The organism is Acinetobacter sp. YH12235 (assembly GCF_013417705.1).
Classification (GTDB): Bacteria; Pseudomonadota; Gammaproteobacteria; order Pseudomonadales; family Moraxellaceae; genus Acinetobacter.
Genome location: NZ_VPDL01000070.1, coordinates 1 through 1,210, shown reverse-complemented (window position 1 = coordinate 1,210; position 1,210 = coordinate 1). Strand labels below are relative to the sequence as shown.

The following is a 1,210-nucleotide window of genomic DNA, read 5'->3' as shown; positions in this document are numbered from 1 at the left end:
TGGTGGGTCTGACAAGACTTGAACTTGTGACCCCACGCTTATCAAGCGTGTGCTCTAACCAACTGAGCTACAGACCCTCAGATACATCGTCATGAAGAACAACTTGTTGTGGATTCTTACCAATCGTCAATCTTTCGTTAAGGAGGTGATCCAGCCGCAGGTTCCCCTACGGCTACCTTGTTACGACTTCACCCCAGTCATCGGCCACACCGTGGTAAGCGTCCTCCCTAAGGTTAGACTACCTACTTCTGGTGCAACAAACTCCCATGGTGTGACGGGCGGTGTGTACAAGGCCCGGGAACGTATTCACCGCGGCATTCTGATCCGCGATTACTAGCGATTCCGACTTCACGCAGTCGAGTTGCAGACTGCGATCCGGACTACGATCGGCTTTTTGAGATTAGCATCTGCTCGCGCAGTAGCAACCCTTTGTACCGACCATTGTAGCACGTGTGTAGCCCTGGCCGTAAGGGCCATGATGACTTGACGTCGTCCCCGCCTTCCTCCAGTTTGTCACTGGCAGTATCCTTAAAGTTCCCACCCGAAGTGCTGGCAAATAAGGAAAAGGGTTGCGCTCGTTGCGGGACTTAACCCAACATCTCACGACACGAGCTGACGACAGCCATGCAGCACCTGTATCAGAGTTCCCGAAGGCACCAATCCATCTCTGGAAAGTTCTCTGTATGTCAAGGCCAGGTAAGGTTCTTCGCGTTGCATCGAATTAAACCACATGCTCCACCGCTTGTGCGGGCCCCCGTCAATTCATTTGAGTTTTAGTCTTGCGACCGTACTCCCCAGGCGGTCTACTTATCGCGTTAGCTGCGCCACTAAAGCCTCAAGGGCCCCAACGGCTAGTAGACATCGTTTACGGCATGGACTACCAGGGTATCTAATCCTGTTTGCTCCCCATGCTTTCGCACCTCAGTGTCAGTATTAGGCCAGATGGCTGCCTTCGCCATCGGTATTCCTCCAGATCTCTACGCATTTCACCGCTACACCTGGAATTCTACCATCCTCTCCCATACTCTAGCTAACCAGTATCGAATGCAATTCCCAAGTTAAGCTCGGGGATTTCACATTTGACTTAATTAGCCACCTACGCGCGCTTTACGCCCAGTAAATCCGATTAACGCTTGCACCCTCTGTATTACCGCGGCTGCTGGCACAGAGTTAGCCGGTGCTTATTCTGCGAGTAACGTCCACTTATCCC

The 1,210-nt window shown here is 52.2% G+C and carries 1 tRNA gene and 1 rRNA gene; both read right to left on the bottom strand.

The window, feature by feature from the left end:
- A tRNA-Ile gene (locus tag FTV13_RS15565) sits at positions 1-77 on the bottom strand.
- 61 nt (positions 78-138) lie between these two features.
- Positions 139-1,210 (bottom strand): 16S ribosomal RNA (locus FTV13_RS15560); the annotation flags it as partial.